Source organism: Aeribacillus composti (assembly GCF_007827555.1).
In the GTDB taxonomy this organism is placed as follows: Bacteria; Bacillota; Bacilli; order Bacillales; family Aeribacillaceae; genus Aeribacillus; species Aeribacillus composti.
Genome location: NZ_VISS01000005.1, coordinates 107097 through 132893, shown reverse-complemented (window position 1 = coordinate 132893; position 25797 = coordinate 107097). Strand labels below are relative to the sequence as shown.

Sequence of the window (25797 nt, the reverse complement as noted above, 5' to 3'; positions counted from 1 at the left end):
CTTATTTTGACATTCCTAAGTGTTTTAACACGACTGTAGCTAAACAATCGATGAATTCAGGTTTTGCATTCGGCATTTCTGGACGATAATAAGCTGCTCCAAGCTCGTCTGTTACTGCCTTGCACTCGACATCGTTATCGTATAGAACTTCCAAGTGATCAGCCACAAAACCTACTGGAGCATAAACAAACGTCCGGTATCCTTTTTGTTCAAACAGATCTCTTGTTAAATCTTGAACATCTGGTCCGAGCCACGGCTCCGGCGTATTGCCTTCACTTTGCCAGCCAACAGCAAAATGCTGCACTCCGGCTTCTTTTGCAATTAATTCAGCTGTTTCTTGTAATTGATCTGGGTAAGGATCCCCTAATTGAACAATTTTTTCCGGCAGACTGTGTGCTGAAACAATTAATACAGCTTTTTCCCGTTCTTCTTCAGTCATTTTCGCGTACGTTTCTTTTATTTGTTTAGCCCAATATTCAATAAATTTCGGTTCTTTATACCAGCTTTCGATAGAAGTGATGGAAGGCCCTCCGAGTTTTTTTGCAATTTCCTTTGCCCTGCCGTTGTACGACTTAATGCTGAAGGTCGAATAGTGCGGAGCTAAAACGATGCTGACCGCCTCAGTGATTCCATCTTTATTCATTTGTTCAACTGCATCTTCAATAAACGGCTCAATATGTTTTAATCCTAAATACATATGGAATTCTATTTCATTTTGAATATGATTTAAATGCTTTTCTAAGCCTTTCGCTTGTTCTTCTGTTATTTTAGCAAGAGGAGAAATGCCTCCAATCGCCTTATATCGTTCTTTTAAATCTTCCAGACTTTCTGGATCAGGCTTTCTTCCATGGCGAATGTGGGTGTAATAGCGTTCAATATCCTCTTCTTTATATGGTGTACCATATGCCATCACTAACAAACCTATTTTTTTCTTCGACATTACGTGCACCTCCAAAATTCAAGTTGATCATTTTTTTCGATCTATTTTTGCGTATAATCATGAATAAATTCCGTTAATTTTTTTAAGGTTTCCGGTTTTACTTGTGGAAAGACGCCATGTCCAAGATTAAAAATAAAACCTGGCTGTTTCATTCCTTCTTCTAAAATAGCCTTTACCCGTTCTTTCACAAAATCCCACGGCGCAAGCAAAACTGCCGGATCAAGATTTCCCTGCAATGTTTTGGAAATCCCCATTTCTCTGGCAGCAGAAATCGACAGACGCCAATCTAAACCGATCACGTCTAAAGGCAAATCATTCCATTCTTTTACTAAATGTCCTGCTCCCACTCCAAACATAATAAGCGGCGCCTCTTTTTCCTTTAATTCCGAAAAAATGCGGTTCATCACCGGCTTAATATAATATCGATAATCAGAAGCATTTAATGCTCCGACCCATGAATCAAAAATTTGCACCGCTTTAACCCCTGCGTCAATTTGCGCTTTCACGTATGTAATGGTCATATCGGCAAGCTTTTCCATTAAAAGAAACCAAGCTTCTGGTTCAGCATACATGAATGCCTTTGTTTTGTTATAATTTTTGGAAGGGCCTCCCTCAATCATGTAGCTGGCAAGAGTAAATGGTGCTCCGGCAAATCCAATCAACGGAACATTCAGCTGCTCATTAACTAAAAGCTTAATCGTATCTAAAACATATGGAACATCTTCCTCAGGATGAATTTCACCAAGTTTTTTTACATCCTCCAGCGACCTGATCGGATTTTCAATAACAGGCCCTGTTCCCGCTTTAATTTCAACTTGAACTCCAAGGGCAGGCAGCGGCGTCATAATATCTTTATATAAAATTGCGGCATCAACCCCGTACTGCTCGACAGGAAGTCTAGTGACATATGCACAAAGCTCTGGTTGATGTGTAATTTCAAATAAGCTGTATTTTTCTTTTAACGCCCGGTATTCAGGCTGGGATCTCCCGGCTTGCCTCATATACCAAACAGGAACATAGTCCGCCGCTTCGCCTCTGCACGCTTTTAAAAAAGTATCATTAAAGCTTTTCTTCCTATCCATGTAAATCCCCCTTTAAAAACGATTCCTTTCTAATACTCTTTTTAAACTATACCTCTTCCCGTGCCCGATTGTATAGGAATATAAGGGAAATGTCATAAAATCGACGAAAGATCTTTCCAGCATTTTGTTATTCCCAGCGCGGGCTGACAAAATCAGTACCTTCCCCTTCCTGATGGGTTTGCGGATTATAAGGGACAACTTGATAAAAATGCTCTGAAAAAATGTTAATATACGGTATTTCATATTCTCCTTTTCCCTTTACAGATCCGACCAATTTCTTGCTTTCTCCGCTTCGTTCATAAATTCGGTATACGACCCGGTCATCATCTTGAGCAGGCCATTTTAATGTCACTTTAAATAATTGAAGTGCGTGAAATTGATATGTGGCGGAAAGCGAAGGGATTCGTGAAAGCCTGATTGGTTTTTCTAAATCTTTCACTTTTTTCGGAATCGTAAAGGATGTTTTTTCCTCAAATTTCAAACCGCTTAAAATATTTTTAAACATTTTCGTTGGATAATCGCTCCCACCCTTTAAAAAATGTTCTTCATCTGTCTGGTCATATCCGATCCACACTGCCCCCGTCACGTCAGGAGTATATCCGACAAACCATGCATCCATCACGGCGCCCTTTTTTCCAGGAAATGATGTCGTACCCGTTTTTCCAGCTAAAGCTCCTTCATATTGTCCCGCTTTGGCAGTTCCTTCTTTAACAACCTGCTCCAGCATCCTCGTCATATTCCACGAGGTTTGCGGAGAAAAAACTTGATATTTTTGTTTTTTTACTTCTGCCACTACATCGCCGTTGGCATTCACAATTTTTTGTATGAAATACGGCTTGCTGTATTGACCATTATTGGCAAAAGTTCTGTATGCATTTGCCAAATCAAACGGCGACACGCCGTACTTTAGTCCTCCTAAAGCAATCGCCAGTCCTTTATCCTCAATATAAATCCCGTTTTTCTCTAAATACTCTTTGCTTTTATCGATTCCAAGCTTATCGAGCACCCATACAGAAGGAGCATTTTTTGAATGAATGAGCGCATCAAACATGGTTACATGTCCATCATAACGTCCATCGTAATTGCTTGGAGAGTATCCTTTATAATCCAATTTCTCATCTTTTAGAAGAGAATAAGGCTGAAAAAGTCCTTCCTCCATTGCCGGAGCATATACAGCTATCGGCTTAAACGTTGACCCCGGCTGGCGCTTCGCTGTCAATCGATTAAATCCTTTGGAAACATAATTTCGCCCGCCGATCGCAGCAAGCACACCGCCTGTTTTATTATCTAATAAAATAAAAGCGCCTTGAGCATCATCTTTCGTACCTTGAAAATAAGCCTTTTCTTTAAAAACTTTGAATGCTTTTTCCTGAACATCGATATTGATCGGAACGGTAATTTTATATCCGCCTTTTAGGAGTTCTTCATTTGAAAGATGATACTTATTTTCCGCTTCCTCAAATACCATGTCAATATAGGCGGACAGCCAAGGCTTATCTTCCGTTTTATGAATATTCAGACCTAATGTTTTCCCCTGGCTTCTGACAGCTTGCTCCGGAGAAATATAGTTTTCGCGCTCCATTAAGGTTAATATCGCATTTCTTCTTTCTAAGCTTTTTTCTGGGTGCAAAATCGGAGAATAGGCTGCTGGAGCCTTCGGCAGGCCGGCTAGCAGCGCCCCTTCTTCAATAGTCAGTTCAGAGGCATCTTTATTGAAAAAAAATTTTGATGCAGACTGGATGCCGTATACGCCATGTCCAAAATAGATTTGATTCAAATACATCTCTAAAATTTTTCTTTTGCTATATTTCTGTTCAAGATAAATGGCAATGATAGCTTCTGTCATTTTTCTCAAAACCGTTTTATCGTTTGTTAAAAAAACATTTTTGGCGAGCTGTTGGGTGATTGTACTGCCGCCCTCTACTTTTTTGAAAGCAGCAATGTCCTTGAACAGCGCCCTTGAAATTGCCCGAAAATCAATGCCGTGATGCTCATAAAACCTTTTATCTTCAACAGCGATGAAAGCATTTTGTACATGCTTCGGAACTTTATCAATATCGATGATCTCTCTGTTTTCTAAATATAATTTCGTAATGGGCCGTCCTTCTTGATCGATCAAAGAGGTCGCAGAATGCAAAACAAGCTTTTTTTCATCCACAACGATAGCGCCTATCCAAATCATGGCAAAGTATGCGATAATACTTAACACAGCAGCAGATAAAACGATTCCCGAGATCATCTTTATTTTTTTCAACAATGTTTTCACCTCTGTTTAACTCCCATAATTAGTATTGTATAATTTTGGATACAGTATGTAACATGTTTAACTTTTTTCGCAAATTATCAAGTGATTTTCGTGCGAGGTGACTGTTATGAATGTTTATATAGCTTTCGGCACTATTGAATATTTAAGCAAAATCAAAAAAAATAATCTAGCAGAATGCATGTTATTCATGCATGACGGTGAAAGCGCCGTCCTTATGCATGAAACAAAAGGAACAACAATTTTTAAAGAACCCAAAAAATATGAAATTATTGATAAAAGAGGAAGCATCTGCAGCGATGGAGGGTTTGCCGTGTTTACCTATATATCTGTTACAGATGAAGGAAAACCTCTATTTGAACAGCAATTTAAAGAGCTATCTCGATTCATTGAAAGCCATTCGGGCTTTGTTGCCTTAAGAGTTCTCCGCCCTCTTTTCAAAAACACTTATATCATTTTCACTTTATGGGAGACAGAACAAGATTTTAACAAATGGGATCAAAACGAAGCTTTTGCTAACCACTTTAAAAAAGCTTTAGGGATGAGCGATAAACTCATTTTTCCTTCTCCACTCCGAGTAAAGAAATATTATATTGTAAAAGATGAGAAGGAATGATTTAAAATGGAAAGAGAGAAGAATGGATCAAAACATGCAAAAATCGTTGAAACGGCTAAATACATTAAGCCTCATTTAATTTTAAAAAAATAAAGGGGAGAGGCGGAAAATATGACTTTATTATCAGTAGATCAGATTACCGGCGGGTACACAAATAAGCCTGTTTTAAAAAATGTTTCATTCACTGTAAACGAAAATGAAATGGTCGGTTTAATTGGATTAAACGGTGCGGGGAAAAGCACAACGATCAAGCATATCATCGGTTTGATGGAGCCAAGTGACGGGACTATTAAAATTAACGGCAAAACATTTCAGGAAGATCCGGTGCAATATCGAAAGCAATTTAGTTTTGTTCCTGAAACCCCTATTTTATACGAAGAAATGACGTTATTTGAGCATTTGCAATTGATGGCTATGGCGCACGGGATCAGTGAAGAGACATTTAACGAGCGGCTCGATCCTCTTTTAAAAACATTTCGAATGGAAAAGCAGTTGAAATGGTTTCCGGCACATTTTTCTAAAGGGATGAAACAAAAGGTCATGATTATGTGCGCTTTTTTAGTTCAGCCATCCCTTTACATAATTGATGAACCGTTTGTCGGGCTGGATCCGTTAGCCATTCACGCCCTGCTTGATCTCATGAATCAGGCGAAAAAACAAGGTGCTGGCATTTTAATGTCAACCCACATTTTAGCAAATGCAGAACGGTTTTGTGACACTTTTGTGATTTTGCACAACGGAACCGTCCGGGCTCAAGGAACTAAACTTGAGCTGCAGGAGCAATTCAATATGCCTGGTGCAACATTGGACGATCTTTATATTCGGCTGACAAAGGAGCAAGACGATGAGATCAATCAATGATATTTGGCCTGCCCGTTTGGCAGCACATATAAAAGAAACACAAACATACTTGCGTTATATGCTGAACGATCATCTGCTTTTAGTGATTATGTTTTTATTAGGCGGAGGAGCCTATGCGTATCAGCAATGGCTTGATCAACTCCCACCTCATTTTCCATCAGCATTCTTAATGGCACTCTTGTTAGCATTAACGGTAACTTTTTCGCAAGTGCGCACGTTGTTAAAAGAACCTGACATCATCTTTTTACTGCCTATGGAAAAAGGATTAAACCATTATTTTCAGCGTGCTTTTATATACAGCTATATCCTTCAGACTGTCCAAATGATCGTATGCCTAATCATTCTTGCACCTTTATATTTTCAAAGCGGTGAAGGTGAAGGCATCAACTATTTATTCCTTATCTTCCAGCTTACGGTTATTAAATATTGGAATTTGTGGATTCAATGGAAAATGACGCATTTTCCGGAGCGGTTATCCCAGATAATGGATAAGTTTGTCCGATATGCTGTCAATTTCACGGTAATTTATTTGGCTGTTAAGGAAAGCATACTGTCCCTGTTTATTTACGGCATGATGGCATTGGTAACCATTTATTTCTTCAAGATAACGAGGAACAAAACGCTGCAGTGGGAATTTTTAATTTTGCAGGAAAATCGCAAATTGCAATCATTTTATAGATTGGCCAATATGTTTACTGATGTGCCGAAACTGAAGGCTGAAGCAAAAAGACGGAAATGGATGGACTGGATTTTGTCTTTCATCCCTTACAAGCAATCAAATGTATTTTTATATATGTTTTCCAGATCCTTCATTCGTTCAGGAGATTATTTCGGATTGTTTATCCGCTTATTGATGATCGGTGTTATTGTCAGCATCTTTTTGCCTTTGTCACTTGTATCTTGCATCATTTTGCCGGCAGCTGTTCTCTTCCTAACCGGAATTCAATTAACGAGCTTATACAAGCATTATGATGCTCTTTTTATCGCTGACTTATATCCAGTTCCACAAAATGTAAAGAAAAAAAGCTTTTTACGCCTTCTTTTTACCATTCTTTTCATTGAGCTAGCCGTTCTTACCATTGTTTTATTAACGCAAACGAATATTTTATTTGTCGGCGTCCAACTGGCAGTCAATGCGTTATTTGCATATGTTTTTGTTTATATGTACTTTTCGGGAAAGTTTTTGGCAAGATAAAGGAATGGAACGGAACGGAAGAATCTTCTTGGACATCTGTTTTTTATCGTTTTTCATGGACGGTTTGAATAAACTTTATGGCATTTAAGGAAGCGTCCTAATTTATTTTCAACAGGAAGCTCTTTTTCATTTGGATCGTGAGGAAAAGCGTTCATTTTCCAAGCTAATCTGTTTTGACAGATGGCTGCGAATGCTAAAAACATTTCACAAAGCCAATCTTCTCTTACGGCGCCGGATTGTTTTTTTAGAGCAAACGGTTTTTTGACTTAACGCTTTTGGCTTATGCCGCCAATTTTTTAAAAAAAATTTCATGACAATGCTGAGAGCTTCCCGAGGAGTTAAACGCCTTTTGATGTTTATCATCAAAAAACGCTCAATTTTTTTTATTTTACACAACATAAAAAATAAATTAGTGGGTATGCTATTGACTGAAGAGGGTGACCACACACTTAAACAGGTGTTTGTCATTAAAATTTTTTCATGTCGTGTTCTAACAAAAGTTTAAAGTGTCAAAAAGGAATACCATTCATTATTTGAAAATGGGGTGTTGACGAAAGACACTTTTAAATCGCTTTTTTAACATGTGCATTGAAACCCCTCTTCAAAGGAACGGACTTATGTTCGTTCCTTTTTATGTTTTCTTTCATTTTCAACACGTGGTAAAATAAAGAAAAAAATGGCGGGGAGTGTTATTATGAGCGATTGCATTTTTTGTAAAATTATTAACGGAGAAATTCCTTGTGCAAAAGTATACGAGGATGAACACGTTCTAGCTTTTATGGATATTATGCAGGTAACGAAAGGACATACACTCGTCATCCCAAAAGTACATAAAGAAAACGTTTTTGAGCTCACACCTGACATCTCAAGAAACTTTTTTGAAGCTGTTACGAAGGTCGCAAAGGCGGTAAAAAAACAATTGAATCCAAAAGGATTAAATTTAATCAATAACAATGGCGAAGAAGCCGGTCAAACAGTGTTTCATTACCATATGCACATAATTCCTCGACACGGAAAAGAAGATGGTTTAGGCATAGTATGGAAATCCCATCAAAATGATTATACTCCAGAAGATCTTGCACAGCTTGCTGAAACAATAAAAGGCGGATTGCAATAAAAAATAAACGGCTAAAGGATCCTAACAACAGGATCCTTACTGTTTTCTAACCGACACAAAATTTTTTATTTCCCCTCTCCTTTTTTCATGATAGGATGTTTTTATAAATGTGTTAAAAGGAGGACGAATCGTGGATCGAGTATACAATTTTAATGCAGGACCAGCAGCTATACCAGTCGAAGTATTACAAAAAGCTCAAGGCGAGCTGTTGAATTTCAATCATACAGGCATGTCCGTCATGGAGCTGAGCCATCGGAGCCAAGCGTATGATGAGGTTCACAACAATGCCAAGAGCTTATTGAAAGAATTGCTTAATATCCCTGATTCGTATGATGTGTTATTTTTACAAGGCGGGGCAAGTCTGCAATTTGCCATGATCCCGATGAATTTTTTGAATAATGAAAATATCGCCTATTATATTTTAAGCGGAGCATGGTCTGAAAAAGCGTTAAGCGAAGCAAAAAAATTTGGTGAAACAAATGTGTTGGCATCAAGCAAAGAGTCAAATTACACACACATCCCAAAACAATTCGAGGCAAATTCGCTCCAAAATGCTGCGTATTTGCATATTACGTCAAACAACACAATTTTTGGGACGCAATGGCATGAGTTCCCAAGCACGAATGCACCGCTGATTGCGGATATGTCCAGCGATATTTTGAGCAGAGAGCTGAATATCGAACAGTTCGATCTCATTTACGCAGGGGCGCAAAAAAATCTAGGACCTTCCGGAGTCACTGTTGTCATCATTAAAAAAGATCTAATTGAAAAAGCAAATAAAAATGTACCAACTATTTTGAGCTATCAAACACATGCAAGCAAAAACTCTTTATATAACACTCCACCGACCTTTGCCATTTACATGCTTTCTCTAGTGTTGGAATGGGTAAAAGAACAAGGCGGAGTAGCTGAAATTGAACGCAGAAACAAACAAAAAGCTCAAATATTATATAACGCTATAGACGAAAGCGATGGCTTTTACAAAGGACATGCAGAAAAAGAAAGCCGTTCATTCATGAACGTAACATTTACGCTGCCGTCTGATGAATTGACAAAAGCGTTTGTTCAAGAGGCAAAAGAAAATCGATTAATAGGTCTATCCGGTCATCGTTCTGTCGGTGGCTGCCGTGCATCCATTTATAATGCGGTAACGATTGAAGCATGTGAAAAGCTCGCCCAGTTTATGAAAGAATTCAGAAAAAAACATTAAAAGCCTATCCTAACTTTAACGATCATACGCTATAATAGTGGAAAGTTTATTAAAGATGAGAACAGAAGAGGAGAGTTTAGAGATGAGAACGAAAGAATTAGTCATTTTATCTTTATTTGTCGCCATCGGCGTTGCTCTTCATGCGATTGTGCCGCCCATATTTAACGGGATGAAGCCGGATATGATGCTGTTGATGATGTTTTTAGGAATTTTCTTGTTTCCTGGGATGACAAACGCCGGTCTGCTGGGCATTGCAACTGGCATATTATCCGGATTGACAACCAGTTTTCCCGGCGGACTCGTTCCGAATATTATTGATAAAATTTTGACGGCATTTTTAATATATTTTCTATTTCTAGCCTTAAAACCACTCAAACAAGCAATAGCAAGGGCGGGAATTTTAACAGTCATAGGAACATTAATTTCCGGCACAGTGTTTCTTTTAGCAGCGCTCTTACTTGTAGGTCTCCCAGGAGGCGCCGGATTTACTGCATTGTTCCTTGCGGTTGTATTGCCGGCAACAGTTATCAATACAATTGCAATGGTGATTATTTATCCCATTGTTGAAAGCATTCTTAAACGTTCTAACGTTCTATCAGAAAATAAATAAAACAGATTGACCCGATCTATGATCGGGTTTTATTATTGTATATAATAAAGAAGAAAAGCTATTAAAAGTGACGTTAATCCGCCAATCGCTAAAACTGACGCCCTCTTTTTCAGAAGATGTTTTGGAGGATATGAACTCGCAGAATTGGCTAACTTCAAATTATAAAAAGCTCCTACAAGAAACAACATGCTAATGATAAAAAATAAAAAAATAACACCCGCCATAATTTCCCTCCCTTACTTTTAGTTTATGCATCTTCAACTAAGGCTATGTTTTTATTGACGGATTTTGAAAACAAGGAACTATAGGAGTGGTAAAAATGTCAAAAGGCAAATCTTTTCTATATGGATTTTTCGTCGGCGGTGTTGTTGCCGGAGCAGCTGCACTGATTACGGCTCAAGCGAGGAACGGCAATGTTTTAAAAAAGACCAGATGCAATTTGCATAAGCTTGAAAACATATTTGGAGACTTGAAATCTGATGGGAAATCGTTAAAAAAGCAAATCGCACAATCAGCGAAAGAAGGCTTGCAAATTGCTAAAGAAGTCGCTGCAGATGTCAATCGGTCCATTCAAGCATGGCAGATGGAAATTGATCCGAATAAAAAAAATTTGGAGCTGCATGTAAAAGAGATTAAAGATAAATTAACAGAGCTAGAAGATCAAATCAAAAAAGAAAGAAACTGACGCTTCAAGTTTGCGGAAGCCTTTTACAATTAAAAATATTAAGCATGTCAAAGAATTGGCAGGGTGTCAATTCTTTTTTGCTATAATTTATAATCATGAAAAATTGTTACAGTATAGAAAATCTTGATCGTTCTCATCATTCTTCGCAAAATTTATTACCGCTTCTATGTGTACTATTTTTAGTGTTTCACTATTTATTTAAAAATTTCGTAAATTACATCTTTATAAATCTTTATTTTATTGGCATAATAGAAGATATTAAAAATGTTAGTATTATACAAAGTAGGTGGAAAAATTGAAGAGATCGCTCGACAGCTATACGATAAAAGATGCACTTCTGTTCAGCCAGCGTGTCGCTCAGCTAAGCAAAGCGCTTTGGAAATCCATTGAAAAGGATTGGCAGCGCTGGATTAAACCATATGATTTAAACATCAATGAACATCATATATTATGGATCGCCTATCATTTAAAAGGAGCCTCGATCTCAGAAATCGCAAAATTTGGGGTCATGCACGTATCGACGGCATTCAACTTTTCGAAAAAGTTAGAAGAACGCGGTTATTTAAAATTTTCCAAAAAAGAAAATGATAAAAGAAATACTTACATACAATTAACAGAAAAAGGAGAGGAAGTGCTGCATAAGCTTCTTGAAGATTATGATCCATCCAAAAACACCGTTCTGAAAGGCGCGCTTCCGCTGCAAAATCTATACGGAAAATTTCCTGAAATGATCGAAATTACAGCAATTATCCGAAACATTTACGGAGACGATTTCATGACAATTTTTGAACGCTCATTCAATAATATCGAAAATGACTTTGTCATTGAAGACGGAAAAATCAAGAAAAAGAAAGATGTGGAGGAACATTCTTATTTAAAAACTACAGTGAATCAATAGTTCGTTTTAAGTCTTTCATTAATTCAGTATACAGCCCTTGTAAATAAAGGGCATCGATCGTTTCATTGACATCCAGCTTTGGCGTCAGCTGTCCGGCAAAAAGCGTAAGGAGATTTTCAAAATATACAAATCCTTGCGCTTTTTGCTCCTCATGCTCCTTTGCTAATTCATCGCATATGCGAAAAACCTCTTCTATTTCCTCCTTCATAAGCCCTTTTTCCATCACGAGCTTGTAGAAAGGATACATTTCAATATTCATCATTTTCATAAACAAAGACATATAATATTCTAGAGTTTCCAGTCTTCTTTCTAAATCTTTCATTCCATCACATCTTTCTTCGGTTCATAATGGGGGCTGAAAACTCCCCAAAAATTTCCCATAACCCTATCTTTTTTGTCATTATTTTGATATTGTAATAGGTATGAATGGAAGGGGGGATTTCAAATGCTATTATATTTTATCATTTTTGCCGTCTTCATTCTATTTTATATAAACAAACTGACAACTGCTCTTTGTTCCATTCGTGAACTCCCTGAAGAAAAACAGTCAAACGTATTCCGCACCATTAATGTCTTAATTACCATTTTACTAATTTCATCATACATAGAAATTTCCTTTACTTAAAAGTTTTTTTACTTCATTAAAAAAGCCGGCAGAAAACCTCTTCTGCCGACTTTTTTGAAACCATTAATAGATCCAAGCAGCACCAACAATAATTAGTAAGATGAACAATACAACGATTAACGCAAAGCCTCCACCATATCCTCCGCTCATCACGACACCCCCTTTTTGTGTCTTTACGTTATCGTATGCACTGTTCTTTTTTTCGCATAGGCATTTGTCCTTCTTACTGGAATTTTCTTAACCCAAATTCGAAACGATTTTTCCGTTACTTGGACAAACAGTTGCAAATCATATAGTTTCATGTCAAAATGTGAGTATATTTGTTTTAGATAGACAAAAAAAGGTAGGAGTTGTAAAGTATGAAAAAATTTGCATTAGCGGTTATCGCAACGGCCAGCTTATTCGCTTTGAATGCATGTTCAAACGGTGCAAATGATGCGGTCGTTGAAACAAAAGCCGGAGATATTACGAAGGACGAATTTTATGAAGCATTGAAAAACCGTTTTGGTAAAGATGTTTTACAAGAACTTGTGCATGAAAAAGTATTAAGCGAAAAATTTAAAGTCTCCGACAAAGAAATTGATGAAGAGCTCGAAAAAATGAAACAGCAGTACGGCTCCCAGTACGATTTAATTGCTCAGCAATACGGAGACAAGGTTTTGAGACAAATCGTGAAGGTCGACTTGCTACGCAAGAAGGCAACAGAAGCGAATATTAAAATTACAGATAAAGATTTAAAAGAATATTATGATTCATTGAAAGGAAAAGTACGCGCCAGCCACATTTTAGTGGAAGATGAAAAAACAGCGAAAGAAGTAAAAGAAAAACTTAATAAAGGCGAAAAATTTGAGGATTTGGCAAAAGAATATTCGATCGACGGATCTGCCTCCAACGGCGGAGATCTTGGATGGTTTGGCAAAGGCCAGATGGTGAAAGAATTTGAAAATGTGGCATTTAAATTAAAAGAAGGAGAAATCAGCGATCCTGTTAAAACAGAATACGGTTACCACATTATTAAAATCACTCAGACGGTAAAACCATTCGAAGAAATGAAAGACAGCCTGAAAGAAGATGTCAAAAAACAGAAAATATCTGATCCGTCATTGATGCAGGAAGCTATTGACAAAGCAATTAAAAACGCAGATGTAAAAGTAAACGACAAAGATCTAAAAGATTTGTTTGAAACCCAAAATTAACATATGGCATATAGAAGAAAGGGGGACTAAAAGCAAAGCTTCGTCCCCCCTTTTTAGCATTCAAAACATGACAGCGTATATAAATGTTTTTTTATCAACCTGCACCAGCTTTGCCGGGTTGACAATGGATCTTTTTATCCGGATTAAAGCGGCTCACGTTTTGTCTGATGTCTTTTGACTGTTTGATGATGTTTTTCCGAAAATCGTCGCGCTCCCGCTGGTCGGATAGAGGAAATTGAAAGCATAGTAGAAAAGCTGACACAATTTAGTTTCTAATTTGCAGATGTCATCTTTTCTTTCGCTCGCTTTTCTTTTTCTTTTTTCATTCTTTCGATATATACATTTCCTTCCCGCTCAATAAAAATTTCTTCTATTTCTTTGTCTTTTTTAGCTGTTTTATATGCCATATATGCACTAAAAATAATTCCAACAATACATAAATATACCCACCACGGCAGAAACGTCATTCCATCTCCTCCTTGCATAGACAAGCTTTTTTATTTCATTTTATGCAAGGGGCTCTATATTATGATTCTCTATCGATGAAATGACGGTTTATAGAATGAGCGATTGTCCAGAGCGAAAATCCGTTCCGTAAATTCTCCCGGCTTGACTCGTTCAAGCGCCCGGTCCAGCATGTTCATTTTTGCATCGATATTATCAATATGATGGAGAATTTCCGCTTCCTTAACCATCGGCATTTTCGGACTTCCCCATTCCGGTTTCCCGTGATGGCTCAATACCATATGCTGCAAAATGACGACCTCTTCGCCGGAAATCCCAAGTTCCTTCGCTGCTTCTCCAATTTCGTTTACCATGATGGAAATATGCCCAAGCAAATTCCCTTCAACTGTATAAGAAGTGGAAATGGGGCCCGACAGCTCAATTACTTTGCCAAGATCATGAAGTATGACCCCGGCATATAATAAATCCTTGTCTAAACTCGGATAAAAGTCAGCAATCGCTTTGGCAAGATCAAGCATGGAAACAACATGATAGGCAAGGCCTGATACATATTCATGATGGTTTTTCGTCGCCGCCGGATATAAGAGAAAAGCGCTTTGATGCTTGTTCATCAAGAATCTTGTTATCCGTTGAATGTTTGGATTTTTCATTTCAAATATGTACTTCGTAATTTTTTCAACCATTTCTTCTTGAGATAATGGCGCTCTTTCTACAAAATCCTGTACATTTAAATTTTCATGCGGCTCTGCCAATCGGATGTTGCGGATTTTCAGTTGATTTCTTCCCCTGTAATGATGGATATCGCCAAATATTTTAACAATCTGTTGAGGCAGATAATTTTCTTCATCTTCTTTGCTCACATCCCATAGTTTTGCTTCAATTTCCCCGGAACGGTCTTGCAAAATTAACGTTAAAAAAGGTTTTCCATTGCTTGCAATACCTTTTGTTACTGATTTTATCAGCAAAAAAAGATCTACCTGCTCCCCAACATTGTAATGAATAATTCCTTTAGCCATCGTATTCTCCTTCCACTTTCCGCCTCGTAACTTATAGTATAGCATACGAACCAAATGTGCGACGGTCTGACAAATATATTTTATAAGTAAATGATTTCTTCGTCTTGAAAGTAAGATAATATATGCTGATGGCAAGTAAACAGCAGCATTTGATGATGATCCGACAGCTGTCTCATAATACTCACAATATTTTTTATGCGCAAATGGTCAAAATTCACAAAGCTGTCATCGATCATTAATGGAAGATGAATTCTCTTTTGCATGCTTTCTGCCAGCGCAAACCGGATCGCCGTGTACAGTTGTTCAGCTGTTCCTTGACTCAGTTCTTCAGCCGTAAAAACAAGCCCGTCTTTCCTTTTCACTGAGAAAGAAGGCGAACCCTCCGCCAGATAAATGTTTTCGTATTCCCCAGACGTTGCTATTCGGAAAAAATATTCCATTTTATTCAACAACTTCGGCATTTTTTCATTTCGAACATAATTCGTCGTATGTTTCAGCATCTCTCTTGCCACTGCCATTGCCGCCCATTTTTTCGCAAGCTTTTTTGCTGCAGAACGCTTCATTTCAAACGAATATTTCAACTCAGAATATAGACCTGATAGTTCTATTTTTCTAATCTCTATTTCTGTTTCCGCTAATTTCTTCCGGATAGAATCCTCCATTTTTTCGAGTTCTTCTTCTTTTTCCTCAAGAAATGTTTCTCGCTCTTTCAAAGCCCTCTCATTTTGATAATCGTTCATATCGCTTGATGTCAATAATCCTTTCGTTCGCAGCTGCCCTTCAATCCAGTTTAATTCGGTTTCGATTTTTTCTCTCTCTTTTTTGAGCATTCCTATTTTTCTATATTCTTCCTCGCTTGCTGCTCCGGCTGACTGAAACAGCTTCTCTAATTCTCTTTCAATGCTTTGAAAGGTCAAACGAAATTTTGTTTTTTCCTCTTGAACCTCTTTTAGCTGCTTCATCAATGCCTCTTTTTGCGATCGTTTCTTTATATTTTCTTCCATTATTCTTCTCAGTTCTGAATAGCGTTTCTCAATTGAGTCGGCACGAATGTTATAATATTCACACAAAGGCTCAAACTTTTTTCTAAACTGATTTAAGTTTTCTTCATACAAACGAACTTTTTCCTCTAACATTCTTTTTTCTCTTATCAGCTTTTGACAGCTTGCGATGCGTTCAAACTGCTCAAGCAATTGTGATCCTTCGGCTTCTTTCGGAAGATGAAAATGTTCATAAAACGGGAAAATTAAATGTTGCAATTGATACTTTTCATGTTCCCATTCATCATATAACGAAAGAATCCGTTCATAAGCTTGTTCTTTACCTTTATAATTCATCTTTTCGATCTCAATTTTTTGGCGGACTTGCTGATCCTTCCATAATATTTCCTTAATATGCTTCAAACGCAACGTTCTTTCCAAGATTCGGGAATCATTTTGTTTATCAAGTTTTTTCACAAGCTGTCCATGCTCATTTTGTAAATGCTTTAACAGCTCATCATCCTGTGGACGGAAGAAAAAGAAAACAATGATGAAAGGAAGAAACGCTGTTAAAAACAGCCAATTCTTATAAACAAACGAAAGAACAATGGCAAACGCAAAAACAGATAGCAAAGATACAGTGAGAATTTTCCATTTTTTTAATTTTTCCCGATTCTTTTTTTCTCTTTCATTGATTTTTGCTTTTAACTGGGCAATCTGCTCTTTTAAATAATGTTTGTCGGCTGTTTGCGCCATTTCTTGTTCTATGGCTGACTGCTCCTCTATTAATCTTTCCCTTTCAGATGGATCAAGCAGAAAAGATTCGTATTCTTTTATGCGGCGCTCACATTCTTCCAGCGAATATTGGGCACGCTCATATTGTTCATCGAGAAGCTTTTTTCTTTGAAATAATTGTTCATATTTCTTCGCAGCATCCTTTATTTTTTCCTTCATGCGAACAGATGTGTCGATTTTTTTTATAGCATTTTCATCTTGATGGCCGAATATATAGATGAGCTCCTCATGAATCTGTCCTTCCAGCATTTGTTGTTGAACAATGAAAAGTTTTTGTTCTTCTAATTGTTTTTGGATGAGGGGAAATTGACTTTTTAATTCCTCAAACATTGTCTCGTCAGCTGGAAGGCCGTCGATCTTCAAGGCTGATAAGGAATCCTCGATCCCCTTTTCTTTTTCCTGCACCCTTCCCAGCTGTTCTAAAACTTCGTCTCTTCTTGCCGAAAGCTTTTCCAGCCGCACAAACCCGTCCTCCGGGAATTGAATGCCGTCAGGAAAATCTTTTAGCAGCTGCAAGCATTCTTTCCGTCTTTCCAAAAGGGGAAGAACTGCTATTTGTTTTTCCACTTTTTTCCGTTCTGTTTTCAGCGTCACCTTCTCGTTCTGGCAGTCCTTCAGCTGCTTCTCTAAGCTGTCCCTTTCTTTGATCAAAAAATTGTAAGCGCGCTGCTGTTCTTTTGCATGTTGCAGTTCTGCAAAGTCCTCCATCAGTTCATTTAACGATCTGTTCAGCAACGGTTTTCGTCCGTTCGGTTTAAACAAATCCTCCTGCTCTCTCTGCAGTTTCTCCTCTAAACGATATAACTGATCAGACCCGAATACACTTGTTAAAAATAAATATTTTCCCAGCTTCTCACGATTCAGCTCATACACTTTTTGCAGCCCGAATAAATCAAAGGAAAAAATCGCTTGATATGTTGGTCTGTCGGTTCCTTTTAAAATTTCAGCCAGCTCTTTATCCCCTCCTGTCCGTCCATCCTGGAAATAAAGAGTTACATCCCCCACTGCGGCTCTCCCTTTTACGCGCTCCACTTTTACTGTTCCGAAATTTTCACATTCGATGATTAATGCCCCGCCGTATTTTCCGCCCGCTTTCGGTTCGAACCGTTTATCCGGATGCTGTTTAACGGGAAATCCGAACAGCATGCTGTGGATAAAAGACATCAGCGTCGATTTTCCGGCTTCATTTAAACCGTAAATGACTTGTATGCCATGATCCGAAAATGAAATTTTTTTATCTGCAAATTTTCCGTAGCCATAAATATGCAGTTCTTTTATTTTCATCTTATCACCTTTTTTACGACCGCTTCCATTCTTGTTTAAACAGCTCATAATAAATCATTGTTTTCGCTTCTTTTATCAATTCTTCTTTTTCATTTTCTGTGAAAGATTGAAAGAAACGCCGAAATAAACGATTTTTATATAAAGGCCCCATCGCTTCGTCAAATTGATGAAAATGATCCAAAATTTGTTCAAAATCTTTCGAAATGTAAGAGGAGGAGAAAAAGTCGTCGCTCGGCACGATTTGATGCTGAATGGAAACAATCCAAACGAAATCGTTCTTTCCTTCTTCCTCTTCATTCAATATTTGCGCAAGCTCATCCAAATGATCCTGATCCATAAGATCCCAAAACAATGATGAAGCTCCATCTAGCATAATTGTCAAAAGAGCCGAGCCATTTCGTCTCTGCTGTTCCTTTACCGCTCGAATATGATCATATAGCTCGCCAACAGCAGCTATTTCATTTACAGAGAGCTTGATTTCATTCCAAAGTATGTCAAATACCGGCACAAATCGGTACGCGCTTTTCCCGCCTTCTGCTAATTCTACAAGATACACTCCCTTTTCTCCCGTTTCTTTTTTATGGCGGCCTTGAATATTTCCCGGATAAATAATCGGAGGGTCGGAACGATGTAAAATTTGCCGTTTATGTATATGTCCTAAAGCCCAATAATCAAAATCTTTTTCCAATAAATTTTGAATCGTAAAAGGACAATACGGCTCATGTCCTTCCGTCCCTGACGCGGTGCCGTGAAGAAGACCGATATGAAGCGGCGCTTCGCTTCTTTTTTGAAATTTATAGACAATATTTTCTGTAACCGAACGAGTTGGATAGCTGTAGCCGTAAATGTTGGCTAAAACCTTTCCGTCGCGGACAAACGGTATACATTCTACATCACGATCGGAAAAAATATGAACGTTTTCAGGCCATTGAATATGAACCCAATTACCTCCTGTATGATCATGATTTCCAAAAATAATAAAAACTTGGATGCCTTCTTCATTGAGCCGTTCAAACTGTTTCTTTAATCTCAACTGGGCTTTCAAACTGCGATCTTCGTCATCATACAAATCTCCTGCGATCAGTATAAAATCGACTTTTTCTTTTGCCGCCAGTTCAATTACACGTTCAAATGCCGTAAAAGTACTTTCTTGAATTCTTTTAAAGATGCTTTCCGGCAAATGCTCAAGCCCTGTGAACGGACTATCTAAATGCAAATCTGCCGTATGTATAAATGTTATGCGGCGAGTCATAGTCTCCCTCTTTTCACTTGTTTCCGGAACGTACGTTTGCTTTTCCATATTATATCATTTTAAAGTGAAAAAATACATCCCGGTAACCGGGACCCCTGTCAAAAATTTTTTAAAAAAAGCTGAAAGGATTTTTTTTCAGGAAAAAGAAATATATTTTTTAAAAAAGGAGCATTCCTGTTAGAAGTTTTTTCGGGGACTTGAATAAAAAAAGCCCTCTTGGTATGATTCGGGGGTGTCAATCGGATGAATTGACCCCTAATTTGGATACCAAGGAGGACTATACATGAATTCTATCTCAAACAAGAAGATTAATCAAGTCACCGATCAAACGCTCGTCGTTGGCATGGATATCGCGAAAAAGAAGCATTATGCCTGCTTTGTGGATGAGCGAGGGAGGGTGCTAAAAAAATCGTTTCCCGTTCCGCAATCCAGAGAAGGGTTGGAATGGTTGTACCAGTGCATCGTGAAAGCGATGGAGGAATTTGAAAAAACGGAAGTGATCGTTGGCATCGAGCCAACGGGACATTATTGGCTCAATCTCGCTTACTTTCTTGACGAGAAGGGCATCTCTCTCGTGATGACAAACCCGATGCACGTGAAGCGCTCCAAAGAGCTAGACGACAATCTTCCAACCAAGCATGATGCGAAAGACGCGCTCGTCATTGCCCGGTTAGTGAAAGACGGCCGATTCAGCTATCCGCGTATTCTGAAAGGGATGGAGGCCGAACTGCGCACAGGGGCGACGTTTCGATCCAAACTCGTGGAAGAGCAGGGGGCGGTTCGAAATCAGATGATTCGCTGGCTCGATCGGTATTTTCCGGAATTTACGCAAGTCTTTCCGTCGTTTGGGGAAATGGCGCTCGCTGTGCTGGAACAGACGCCGTTTCCGTCGGATTTAGCAGGGAAAGAGATCGAAGAGGTTCTCACCCTTTACCGGCAAAGCGAGGGATTACAATCGCCACAAAAGCCGAAAGCGAAGAAGCTGATGGAACTGGCCCAACACTCCATTGGCGTAACGGAAGGACAACAGATGGCCCGTATCGAAATCGCCACACTTGTCCGCCGGTACCGCCAATTGGAGGAAGAAATCGAGGCACTGACCCAGCAACTAACGGAACTTGTGCAAACATCCGTGGAATACGAATGGCTCAAAACGGTTCCGGGCTTAGGGGATGCGACTATCGTGGAACTGTTATCGGAAATCGGGAGTTTTTCCCACTATCAGGATCCGCGCCAATTATTGAAACTTGCGGGCCTGACACTGCGGAAGCATTCCTCCGGCCAACACAAAGGGCAAAAACGGATCTCGAAGCGTGGAAGAAGGCGGTTGCGCGCCCTCCTCTTCCGCGTGATGATGCCGATGATCCGCCACAACGAAGCGTTTCGACAGTTACATGAATATTACACGACACGGCCCGATAATCCGTTGCGCAAGAAGCAATCCATTGTGGTGTTATGCGGGAAATTACTGAAGGTACTGCACGCTGTGTGTACGAAACGACAGGCGTTTGACGTGAAGCGAATGATGCAGGACATCTTTGGCCTCGAAACGGCGGCTTGATGCCTATAGTCTCGATTCTCTAGACAACAAGGATGACACGGAGAAGCTGGCGCGATATCATCCATTCGACCTTGAGTCCCTAAAGGAGCTTAGCCGGCCTCTGCCTGATGACTAGACCGAACGAAGGAATGTAGGCACAAGGATGCCAAGAGACATGGGAGGGTTCGTCATCATCAGCGATGCAGAGATCCACGGTGCATCCCATACGCTTCCCCCACTACAACCAAATTTAACCAGTAGTGGCCGCGAAGCGTACCCAGTCAATGTAAGATATACACATATTTAAGAAATAATGTTAGAAACTTTGTCGAAAAATATTTTTTTGACACCCCTGAAACGGCTACAACCGTTGATATATCGACATTTATAGAGGGAGGATGTTTGAAATGCCGACATATTTTTTAACTGCGTTTACAAACAAAGGAGAACTGCTTTTAAATGAAAAGTTTGAAGCAAATTCAGAACAAGAGGCAAAAGAAATCGGTTCAGAAATATTGAAGGAGCATCAATGTTTAAATACCGCGCATCGCTTAGTTACTTCTTCTGGCCGGCTTGTTTTATTTCATCGCTAAAACTTAACAGGATTGACAGTCCACAAAAGAATGACAGGGGAAGTCTTTCACAACAAAAATACTGCGCGGCATAAGCCGCCCGCTATATTCATCCTGCTCCCCAAATTTTATGAGGCTAATTTAAAATATCTAAATGGATATGACGCTTTTTAGCCATTTACCCGTGTGGAAAAATTGTAGTGGGCATCTAAAATCAGTTTTTTCCTAGTCCCCTGCATTTTGTGGGGGGCATTTTTCTTTCCAAAACTGCCTCCCAAAAATTAGGATGATTTTGGTTCTGGAGCTTACTAAAATCCCGATCACAACAATGCTAATAATGGTCGCGACGACATCATGTTTAAGAACTAAATTTGAAAAAGTAATAGCTAAAAGACCGACTATTCCAATTATGATGAACATCTTATTATCTCCCATTTTGTTCACAGAGCCCCCTTCAATATCATCCCATTAATTTAAAAAATCATTATGGCTAACATGATGAAACAGATTTATCAGAGGCTGTCCAAGAAGTCCTAAAAATAAAAGCAAGTAGAGAAAGCGCTCGTATTTCTCTACTTGCTTTTGTATGTTTTGTCTGAAGTCTGCCGGCTACGTTTGTTGCAGGCTAATGGCGCAATCGCTTTTATGATTAAGTCTTGCGATCTCATCTATTAAAATTTGTTCTAAAGTGTTTTTAGGGAAATACGGAAATCGTTCTCCATCTTCGTCGTTCCCAAGCTCCTGTTTTCTATCGGGCCCTCCTTTCAACACGACCCGATACGTATGTGGAGCGTAAAATTATCAATTTTCGCCATAAAGAGCGTTTAGCAATTTGATTTTTTCATTTGTATAATGTTTAAAGCCATCGTTATACGATTTCGGATCTTTTGGATTGGCGAAATGAGTGATGTCCCGGGAAACCGGGTCGATCAATTTGCTTGATGCCCCGCAGCCTAATCCGATAATCGTTTGCATTTCTTCCATGATGATTATATTGTATATACTCTCATAACCCTTCCGGGAATATCCGACATTTTCTAAATTTCCTAAAATATTTTTTTGACGGTACAAATAATAAGGCTCATAATGATTGGCCTTTGTCCATTCAACCGCTTTATTCATCATTTTTTCTACTTCGCTTCGTTCAGCTACTTTATATTTTTCTTTGTTTTTTGTCATTTCCGATGCCCGCTTAAAGGAAAGCGTGTGGACAGTCAATGATTCAGGCATCAATTTGGCTGTCTCCTCAAGGGTGAACTCAAATTCTTTTAACCCTTCCCCCGGCAGTCCAATAATTAAATCCATGTTGATGTTGTTGATGCCCATTTCCCTAGCTAAATGAAATTTTTCAATCGTCTCCTCAACTGTATGATGTCTTCCGATTGCTCTCAATGTTTCCTGTATATATGATTGAGGATTAATGCTGATTCTGTCTATGTTCCATTTTTTTAAAACATTCAGCTTCTCTCTTGTAATTGTATCCGGTCTGCCGGCTTCTACTGTGATTTCCCGAATGCGATCAACATTTGGAAAAGATGTATACATTTCTTCATAAAGCATATCCATTTCTTCTGCCGTAATGCTTGTCGGTGTCCCTCCGCCGTAATAAACGGTCGTAATATTGATGCCTCGTTCTTTTAACCATTCGCCGATCATTCTCATTTCATAATGCAGTCCGCCGAGAAAAGAATCAACTTTTCCTTGCTTGCCGCCAATAGCATAGGCAGGAAAGGTACAGTATGCACATTTTGTCGGGCAAAAAGGGATGCCGATATAAATGCTTACTTCTTTTGTCAAATTGTAAAGATCAGGAACAACAGTTAATTGTTTTTCTACAATTTGTTCCATGATGCGAATTTTTTCATTTGATACGAGCAAATCTTCTTTTAATTGTTTATAAATTTCTTCATTTTTTCTTCCTTCAAGCTTCTTTTTATGAAAAAGCTTAGTGGGTCGGACACCTGTTAAAATCCCCCATTTTTGTGTAATTCCCGTATACTGTTGAAGAACTGTTACATAAACATTCAATACCGCCTGCTTCATTTGTTTGAATTGTTCTTTTTCATCTGTTGCGGTTAAGCTTTTTTCTAAAAAAGCTTCATACGTTTTTCCTTCTGCTTTTAGCTCGCAAGCCAACCGAAAATCACTTTGTCTGAATTCGAAATTGAATAATGCTTCGATATCATGTTCAGAAGGTTTTAAAAAAATTTCGGCTTCTTCAAAAAACAAATTAGATATTAACTGAAGAGGCCGCATAAAACGTTCATCATTTATGCCGCTGATTTGAATGCGCATGTGATCACCTTGTCGAATAGAATAAAACTCCTTATAGTGTACTAAAGGGGATTTTTTCAGTCAATACGAAAAAAACATCCTAAGAAGCGGATGTTTTTTATCTGTTTTTAATTTTATTTAAAAATTTAATTGGGTATTGTTTTCGGAAATGCTCTTTTACCATATATGAAACGCCTTGTTCATCATTCGACCTCGTGATCCAGTCTGCTGCCCGTTTTACTTCAAACGGAGCATTCCCCATCGCAACCCCCAAACCTGTCTGCTGGATCATATCCAAGTCGTCAAGGCCGTCGCCGATTGCGACCATTTCATCCAGCTTAATGCCTAAATGATTGCCAAGTACCTGCAAGCCATTCAGTTTAGATATTCCCTTTGGAACAATTTCAATTTTTCCGTCATGAACCTTGATCACATCTACATCATAAAAAGAATCAAGTATCGTTTTTTCCGCCTCTTTCAATTCCTCCTTCGTATCAAAATATACATCAATTTTTGGGGCAGCTACTGGCTCATCAATTAACGCATCAGCAAGAGATTCTACAAATTGTATTGGATAAAAAAGCGGATCTGACGAATTCAATAGCATTTTGCTTACAAGATTTGAAGAGATTTTTTTCCGGTTGCCGATCGAAAAACGCTCATGAATGATTCGAATATTACAATTAAAATATTCGAGCACTTGCACAATATTAAATGTTTTTTCTTCTGAAATTCGCTTCACATATAGAGGTTCATCTAAACGGTTTCCGATGAACGCTCCCCCATGAGTAATTAAGTGGCTGTCTATTTTGAGCGCCTTTGCAACTTTTTTTGCCGATTGAAAATGGCGGTTCGTCACCAAAGTAATATATACATCCTTTTTTTGAACAAATTCTATCGCATCCTTCGTAGAATGCTGAAGGCGTCCATTTGAACGGAGGAGCGTTCCGTCGATATTTAAGGCAAGCAAGCGGTAGAGCATGTGTTGTCCCCCTTCTCTTGTTGTTAAATTCTATTATGAAAATATGTCCTTGTGAGACAAATTAGAACTTTTGTGTACTAAAGGAAGGGGAAACATTATGACACCGATTCGTATTGAACAGAAAACATTTCATTTAGCACTAGGGCAACAGCGCCAATGACCGTCGCTTGATCTCCCAGCTTTGACAACACAATTTCTGTTTTTTTCGCTTGCTCTGTCAAAGCTCTTTGTTCAACCACTTCTTGAATCGGAGTTAAAATAAAATTCTTTGCCTTTGCCAATCCGCCCCCAATAATAATCCGCTCTGGATTGAATAAATGGATAATGTTCATGATGGCAATTCCTAAATACCTGCCAGTCTCCTCTAATATGTCTTTAGCAAGCAGGTCTCCTTCTAATGCAGCCTCATAAATCAGTTGTCCGTTCACATTTTCTATCATTCCGTTTGTCCGTTCTATTAATTTCGTTTTATACCCAAGCGATATTTTGTTTAATGTACGCTGTTTAATCCCTTCAGACCCAACAAGCGCCTCTAAACATCCGTCATTCCCACACGAACATTTCAAACCGCTGCTTTCTATAAACATATGGCCGATTTCACCCGCTAGTCCGTTCGTTCCATGAAACAGCTTCTTATTTAAAATAAAACCTGCCCCAACTCCATGACTGATCTTAATGCATACAAGATTGCTAATTCCCACCCCGCTGCCAAACCAGTTTTCGCCTATTGCCATGGCACGAACATCATTTTCAATTTTGACAGGAAGACGAAATTCTTTTTCAAGCTCTTTTTTTAACGGTACATTTCGATGCTGCAATTGGGGAGCAAAACCGCTTGAACATTCATCTGCGTCAATCCTGCCATGAATACCGATGCCAATTCCTACAAATTTTTTTAATTCTATACAAGCTTCATCCATCATAATGTAAAGCTGTTTAGCAATCATTTGGAACAAACGTGAACTCGTCATCTCTTCTTTCATCGTGATTGTTTTATATAAAAGTGTTTGAGCGTTTAAATCCGTGATGGCAAATCGGATTTCCCTCGGGCTGATATCAATACCGAAAACATAAAAATTTGATGAGTTGATTTTCAGCAAAATGGGTTTTCTTCCCCCGCTGGAAGATCCGGTCTGCCACTCTTTTACCAATCCTTCTTCCAACAATTCATTTACAATATTTGTGACTGTCGGAGGTGTTAATTTTGTTTCTTTCGCAATGTCAGATCTTGAAATCGATCCGTGTGTCCGAATTGTATTAAGAATTAAAGATTTATTCAATGATTTCATTAATTGGAAACTGCCGACAATTTTTTCATCTTTCATGACAACCACCCCGA

At 38.6% G+C, this 25797-nt stretch carries 26 protein-coding genes; 12 read left to right on the top strand and 14 right to left on the bottom strand.

Annotated features, from left to right (window positions below):
* Nucleotide 1: 1 nt before the first annotated feature.
* The 3 genes from hemH to FB379_RS04400 all read right to left on the bottom strand — a co-directional run bounded on the left by hemH (nt 2) and on the right by FB379_RS04400 (nt 4261).
* Nucleotides 2-940 (bottom strand): ferrochelatase, encoded by a 939-nt coding sequence (gene hemH / locus FB379_RS04410; protein WP_144597116.1) that lies wholly within the window; start codon nt 938-940, stop codon nt 2-4.
* Nucleotides 941-981: 41 nt separating this feature from the next.
* Nucleotides 982-2022 carry a uroporphyrinogen decarboxylase gene (gene hemE, locus FB379_RS04405; protein WP_144597114.1) on the bottom strand — a complete coding sequence of 347 codons (1041 nt, stop codon included), beginning with the start codon at nt 2020-2022 and terminating at the stop codon, nt 982-984.
* Nucleotides 2023-2149: 127 nt separating this feature from the next.
* Nucleotides 2150-4261, bottom strand: coding sequence for a transglycosylase domain-containing protein (locus FB379_RS04400; RefSeq protein ID WP_144597138.1), 2112 nt, complete (start codon nt 4259-4261; stop codon nt 2150-2152).
* 133 nt (nt 4262-4394) lie between these two features.
* On the opposite strand from FB379_RS04400, the gene FB379_RS04395 reads away from it, so the two are divergent.
* The 6 genes from FB379_RS04395 to FB379_RS04370 all read left to right on the top strand — a co-directional run bounded on the left by FB379_RS04395 (nt 4395) and on the right by FB379_RS04370 (nt 9894).
* Entirely contained in the window at nt 4395-4901 is a 507-nt protein-coding gene (locus FB379_RS04395) for an antibiotic biosynthesis monooxygenase family protein (protein WP_066248912.1), read from the top strand.
* Between the two features lie 111 nt (nt 4902-5012).
* The gene (locus FB379_RS04390) at nt 5013-5762 is read left to right on the top strand and encodes an ABC transporter ATP-binding protein (protein WP_063387318.1); all 750 of its coding nucleotides are present in this window, start codon (nt 5013-5015) and stop codon (nt 5760-5762) included.
* Complete coding sequence (locus tag FB379_RS04385; protein ID WP_144597112.1) at nt 5746-6957, top strand: ABC transporter permease; 1212 nt, start codon at nt 5746-5748, stop codon at nt 6955-6957. Before FB379_RS04390 ends, FB379_RS04385 begins: the two co-directional genes overlap by 17 nt.
* 694 nt (nt 6958-7651) lie before the next feature.
* Nucleotides 7652-8074, top strand: a complete 423-nt coding sequence (locus FB379_RS04380; RefSeq protein ID WP_063387316.1) for an HIT family protein — start codon at nt 7652-7654, stop codon at nt 8072-8074.
* A gap of 130 nt (nt 8075-8204) precedes the next feature.
* Nucleotides 8205-9284 carry a 3-phosphoserine/phosphohydroxythreonine transaminase gene (gene serC, locus FB379_RS04375; protein ID WP_063387315.1) on the top strand — a complete coding sequence of 360 codons (1080 nt, stop codon included), beginning with the start codon at nt 8205-8207 and terminating at the stop codon, nt 9282-9284.
* Between the two features lie 82 nt (nt 9285-9366).
* Nucleotides 9367-9894, top strand: coding sequence for a tryptophan transporter (locus FB379_RS04370; RefSeq protein ID WP_063387314.1), 528 nt, complete (start codon nt 9367-9369; stop codon nt 9892-9894).
* 32 nt (nt 9895-9926) lie between these two features.
* Here FB379_RS04370 and yhzF read toward each other — a convergent pair whose 3' ends face one another.
* Nucleotides 9927-10118, bottom strand: a complete 192-nt coding sequence (gene yhzF / locus FB379_RS19365) for a membrane protein YhzF (RefSeq protein WP_063387313.1) — start codon at nt 10116-10118, stop codon at nt 9927-9929.
* Nucleotides 10119-10213: 95 nt separating this feature from the next.
* Here yhzF and FB379_RS04365 point away from each other — a divergent pair, with 95 nt between their 5' ends.
* Nucleotides 10214-10579: a hypothetical protein gene (locus tag FB379_RS04365; RefSeq protein ID WP_063387312.1), complete on the top strand. Its 366-nt coding sequence runs from the start codon at nt 10214-10216 to the stop codon at nt 10577-10579.
* A 295-nt stretch (nt 10580-10874) separates the two neighbouring features.
* The gene (locus tag FB379_RS04360) at nt 10875-11477 is read left to right on the top strand and encodes an HTH-type transcriptional regulator Hpr (RefSeq protein WP_144597110.1); all 603 of its coding nucleotides are present in this window, start codon (nt 10875-10877) and stop codon (nt 11475-11477) included.
* On the opposite strand, the gene FB379_RS04355 is transcribed toward FB379_RS04360, so the two are convergent.
* Complete coding sequence (locus FB379_RS04355; protein WP_144597108.1) at nt 11461-11799, bottom strand: DUF1878 family protein; 339 nt, start codon at nt 11797-11799, stop codon at nt 11461-11463. The genes FB379_RS04360 and FB379_RS04355 overlap by 17 nt on opposite strands.
* 123 nt (nt 11800-11922) lie before the next feature.
* Between FB379_RS04355 and FB379_RS04350 the strand changes: the two genes are divergently transcribed.
* On the top strand, nt 11923-12102 hold the full coding sequence (locus FB379_RS04350) for a hypothetical protein (RefSeq protein WP_066248923.1): 180 nt from the start codon (nt 11923-11925) through the stop codon (nt 12100-12102).
* 63 nt (nt 12103-12165) lie between these two features.
* Here the strand turns inward: FB379_RS04350 and FB379_RS04345 are convergent, their stop codons facing one another.
* On the bottom strand, nt 12166-12252 hold the full coding sequence (locus tag FB379_RS04345; protein ID WP_063387309.1) for a YjcZ family sporulation protein: 87 nt from the start codon (nt 12250-12252) through the stop codon (nt 12166-12168).
* A 209-nt stretch (nt 12253-12461) separates the two neighbouring features.
* On the opposite strand from FB379_RS04345, the gene FB379_RS04340 reads away from it, so the two are divergent.
* The gene (locus tag FB379_RS04340) at nt 12462-13298 is read left to right on the top strand and encodes a peptidylprolyl isomerase (RefSeq protein WP_066248925.1); all 837 of its coding nucleotides are present in this window, start codon (nt 12462-12464) and stop codon (nt 13296-13298) included.
* Nucleotides 13299-13570: 272 nt separating this feature from the next.
* On the opposite strand, the gene FB379_RS04335 is transcribed toward FB379_RS04340, so the two are convergent.
* The 4 genes from FB379_RS04335 to FB379_RS04320 form a co-directional block, all read right to left on the bottom strand.
* Nucleotides 13571-13765, bottom strand: a complete 195-nt coding sequence (locus FB379_RS04335; RefSeq protein WP_063387307.1) for a sporulation YhaL family protein — start codon at nt 13763-13765, stop codon at nt 13571-13573.
* Nucleotides 13766-13834: 69 nt separating this feature from the next.
* Nucleotides 13835-14779, bottom strand: coding sequence for a 3'-5' exoribonuclease YhaM (gene yhaM / locus FB379_RS04330; RefSeq protein ID WP_066248928.1), 945 nt, complete (start codon nt 14777-14779; stop codon nt 13835-13837).
* 80 nt (nt 14780-14859) lie between these two features.
* Entirely contained in the window at nt 14860-17838 is a 2979-nt protein-coding gene (locus FB379_RS04325) for an ATP-binding protein (protein ID WP_158640162.1), read from the bottom strand.
* A gap of 13 nt (nt 17839-17851) precedes the next feature.
* On the bottom strand, nt 17852-19090 hold the full coding sequence (locus tag FB379_RS04320) for a metallophosphoesterase family protein (protein WP_063387304.1): 1239 nt from the start codon (nt 19088-19090) through the stop codon (nt 17852-17854).
* A gap of 283 nt (nt 19091-19373) precedes the next feature.
* On the opposite strand from FB379_RS04320, the gene FB379_RS04315 reads away from it, so the two are divergent.
* Both FB379_RS04315 and FB379_RS04310 read left to right on the top strand, forming a co-directional pair.
* A complete protein-coding gene (locus tag FB379_RS04315) occupies nt 19374-20651 on the top strand; it encodes an IS110 family RNA-guided transposase (RefSeq protein ID WP_144597101.1) in 1278 nt (425 codons plus the stop codon).
* 386 nt (nt 20652-21037) lie between these two features.
* The gene (locus tag FB379_RS04310; protein WP_066248936.1) at nt 21038-21223 is read left to right on the top strand and encodes a YhzD family protein; all 186 of its coding nucleotides are present in this window, start codon (nt 21038-21040) and stop codon (nt 21221-21223) included.
* A gap of 204 nt (nt 21224-21427) precedes the next feature.
* On the opposite strand, the gene FB379_RS04305 is transcribed toward FB379_RS04310, so the two are convergent.
* From FB379_RS04305 to FB379_RS04290, 4 genes are all read right to left on the bottom strand, one after another.
* Nucleotides 21428-21622, bottom strand: coding sequence for a hypothetical protein (locus tag FB379_RS04305; protein ID WP_144597100.1), 195 nt, complete (start codon nt 21620-21622; stop codon nt 21428-21430).
* A gap of 381 nt (nt 21623-22003) precedes the next feature.
* On the bottom strand, nt 22004-23497 hold the full coding sequence (locus FB379_RS04300) for a coproporphyrinogen III oxidase (RefSeq protein ID WP_144597098.1): 1494 nt from the start codon (nt 23495-23497) through the stop codon (nt 22004-22006).
* A 97-nt stretch (nt 23498-23594) separates the two neighbouring features.
* On the bottom strand, nt 23595-24458 hold the full coding sequence (locus FB379_RS04295) for a Cof-type HAD-IIB family hydrolase (RefSeq protein WP_144597096.1): 864 nt from the start codon (nt 24456-24458) through the stop codon (nt 23595-23597).
* A 95-nt stretch (nt 24459-24553) separates the two neighbouring features.
* Entirely contained in the window at nt 24554-25783 is a 1230-nt protein-coding gene (locus tag FB379_RS04290) for an ROK family transcriptional regulator (RefSeq protein WP_144597094.1), read from the bottom strand.
* Nucleotides 25784-25797: the final 14 nt, after the last annotated feature.

Excerpts from the sequence above, each read along its gene's own strand:
- hemH (WP_144597116.1), bottom strand. The coding sequence starts at position 940 with ATGTCGAAGAAAAAAATAGGTTTGTTAGTGATGGCATATGGTACACCA.
- hemE (WP_144597114.1), bottom strand. The coding sequence starts at position 2,022 with ATGGATAGGAAGAAAAGCTTTAATGATACTTTTTTAAAAGCGTGCAGA.
- FB379_RS04400 (WP_144597138.1), bottom strand. The coding sequence starts at position 4,261 with ATGATCTCGGGAATCGTTTTATCTGCTGCTGTGTTAAGTATTATCGCA.
- FB379_RS04395 (WP_066248912.1), top strand. The coding sequence starts at position 4,395 with ATGAATGTTTATATAGCTTTCGGCACTATTGAATATTTAAGCAAAATC.
- FB379_RS04390 (WP_063387318.1), top strand. The coding sequence starts at position 5,013 with ATGACTTTATTATCAGTAGATCAGATTACCGGCGGGTACACAAATAAG.
- FB379_RS04385 (WP_144597112.1), top strand. The coding sequence starts at position 5,746 with ATGAGATCAATCAATGATATTTGGCCTGCCCGTTTGGCAGCACATATA.
- FB379_RS04380 (WP_063387316.1), top strand. The coding sequence starts at position 7,652 with ATGAGCGATTGCATTTTTTGTAAAATTATTAACGGAGAAATTCCTTGT.
- FB379_RS04370 (WP_063387314.1), top strand. The coding sequence starts at position 9,367 with ATGAGAACGAAAGAATTAGTCATTTTATCTTTATTTGTCGCCATCGGC.
- yhzF (WP_063387313.1), bottom strand. The coding sequence starts at position 10,118 with ATGGCGGGTGTTATTTTTTTATTTTTTATCATTAGCATGTTGTTTCTT.
- FB379_RS04365 (WP_063387312.1), top strand. The coding sequence starts at position 10,214 with ATGTCAAAAGGCAAATCTTTTCTATATGGATTTTTCGTCGGCGGTGTT.
- FB379_RS04355 (WP_144597108.1), bottom strand. The coding sequence starts at position 11,799 with ATGAAAGATTTAGAAAGAAGACTGGAAACTCTAGAATATTATATGTCT.
- FB379_RS04350 (WP_066248923.1), top strand. The coding sequence starts at position 11,923 with ATGCTATTATATTTTATCATTTTTGCCGTCTTCATTCTATTTTATATA.
- FB379_RS04345 (WP_063387309.1), bottom strand. The coding sequence starts at position 12,252 with ATGAGCGGAGGATATGGTGGAGGCTTTGCGTTAATCGTTGTATTGTTC.
- FB379_RS04340 (WP_066248925.1), top strand. The coding sequence starts at position 12,462 with ATGAAAAAATTTGCATTAGCGGTTATCGCAACGGCCAGCTTATTCGCT.
- FB379_RS04335 (WP_063387307.1), bottom strand. The coding sequence starts at position 13,765 with ATGACGTTTCTGCCGTGGTGGGTATATTTATGTATTGTTGGAATTATT.
- yhaM (WP_066248928.1), bottom strand. The coding sequence starts at position 14,779 with ATGGCTAAAGGAATTATTCATTACAATGTTGGGGAGCAGGTAGATCTT.
- FB379_RS04325 (WP_158640162.1), bottom strand. The coding sequence starts at position 17,838 with ATGAAAATAAAAGAACTGCATATTTATGGCTACGGAAAATTTGCAGAT.
- FB379_RS04320 (WP_063387304.1), bottom strand. The coding sequence starts at position 19,090 with ATGACTCGCCGCATAACATTTATACATACGGCAGATTTGCATTTAGAT.
- FB379_RS04315 (WP_144597101.1), top strand. The coding sequence starts at position 19,374 with ATGAATTCTATCTCAAACAAGAAGATTAATCAAGTCACCGATCAAACG.
- FB379_RS04310 (WP_066248936.1), top strand. The coding sequence starts at position 21,038 with ATGCCGACATATTTTTTAACTGCGTTTACAAACAAAGGAGAACTGCTT.
- FB379_RS04305 (WP_144597100.1), bottom strand. The coding sequence starts at position 21,622 with ATGTTCATCATAATTGGAATAGTCGGTCTTTTAGCTATTACTTTTTCA.
- FB379_RS04300 (WP_144597098.1), bottom strand. The coding sequence starts at position 23,497 with ATGCGCATTCAAATCAGCGGCATAAATGATGAACGTTTTATGCGGCCT.
- FB379_RS04295 (WP_144597096.1), bottom strand. The coding sequence starts at position 24,458 with ATGCTCTACCGCTTGCTTGCCTTAAATATCGACGGAACGCTCCTCCGT.
- FB379_RS04290 (WP_144597094.1), bottom strand. The coding sequence starts at position 25,783 with ATGAAAGATGAAAAAATTGTCGGCAGTTTCCAATTAATGAAATCATTG.